Below are 595 nucleotides of genomic sequence, written 5' to 3' on the forward strand. Positions count from 1 at the left end.
CAACTGCTATTCTCGGAACCATGTATATGGAAGCGACTGAAGCCGCTGTCCGTACTTCCGATTCAATCGCTGTTTACGATTGCGAAGCGATGGACGGCAAGACCGCAGCGACGACTGGCGCAACAATTACCACTTACATCGGTGTGAACGAGCAAGAAGGTTTGAATATTCAGATTCAGGGATTTACCGGAAAAGGCGTTAACCGCACTCCTTGGATGCAGCGTTTCACTTTCGTCCAACCTCGTTCAACTGGCGGCTTTATCAACCTGATTGGTGAAAACCGTTCTGGTGCAGAAATCTTTACATCTATGAGTTCTGATAATGAACCAAAGAAAAGTTTTCAGTTGCTTTATAACGCACAATTCGTTTATCATTGCGTTTTCTCTGGCGATCAGCAACTGGTAAATTACCGTTAATAGGATAATTAAAATGAAAGTTGAATTAGTAAGATACACCCAAGATGCACTTGAACTTTTGCTGGAAACAAAGAACACGCGCATGACTGGCAAGCCTGTCTCTGAGATGACAGAGTTAGAGAAACAGGAGCACTGGCGATATATGCTTGACACCATCAAGTCACCTTTCGACTTTGTGG

At 44.0% G+C, this 595-nt stretch carries 1 protein-coding gene; it reads left to right on the top strand.

Annotation, left to right across the window (positions count from 1 at the left end):
• Window positions 1-416, top strand: a 416-nt coding sequence (locus tag Y887_RS20525) for a hypothetical protein (protein ID WP_211257014.1), incomplete at its 5' end; no start/stop codon positions are given.
• Between the last annotated feature and the right edge of the window lie 179 nt (window positions 417-595).

This window comes from Xanthomonas pisi DSM 18956 (genome assembly GCF_001010415.1).
Classification (GTDB): domain Bacteria; phylum Pseudomonadota; class Gammaproteobacteria; order Xanthomonadales; family Xanthomonadaceae; genus Xanthomonas; species Xanthomonas pisi.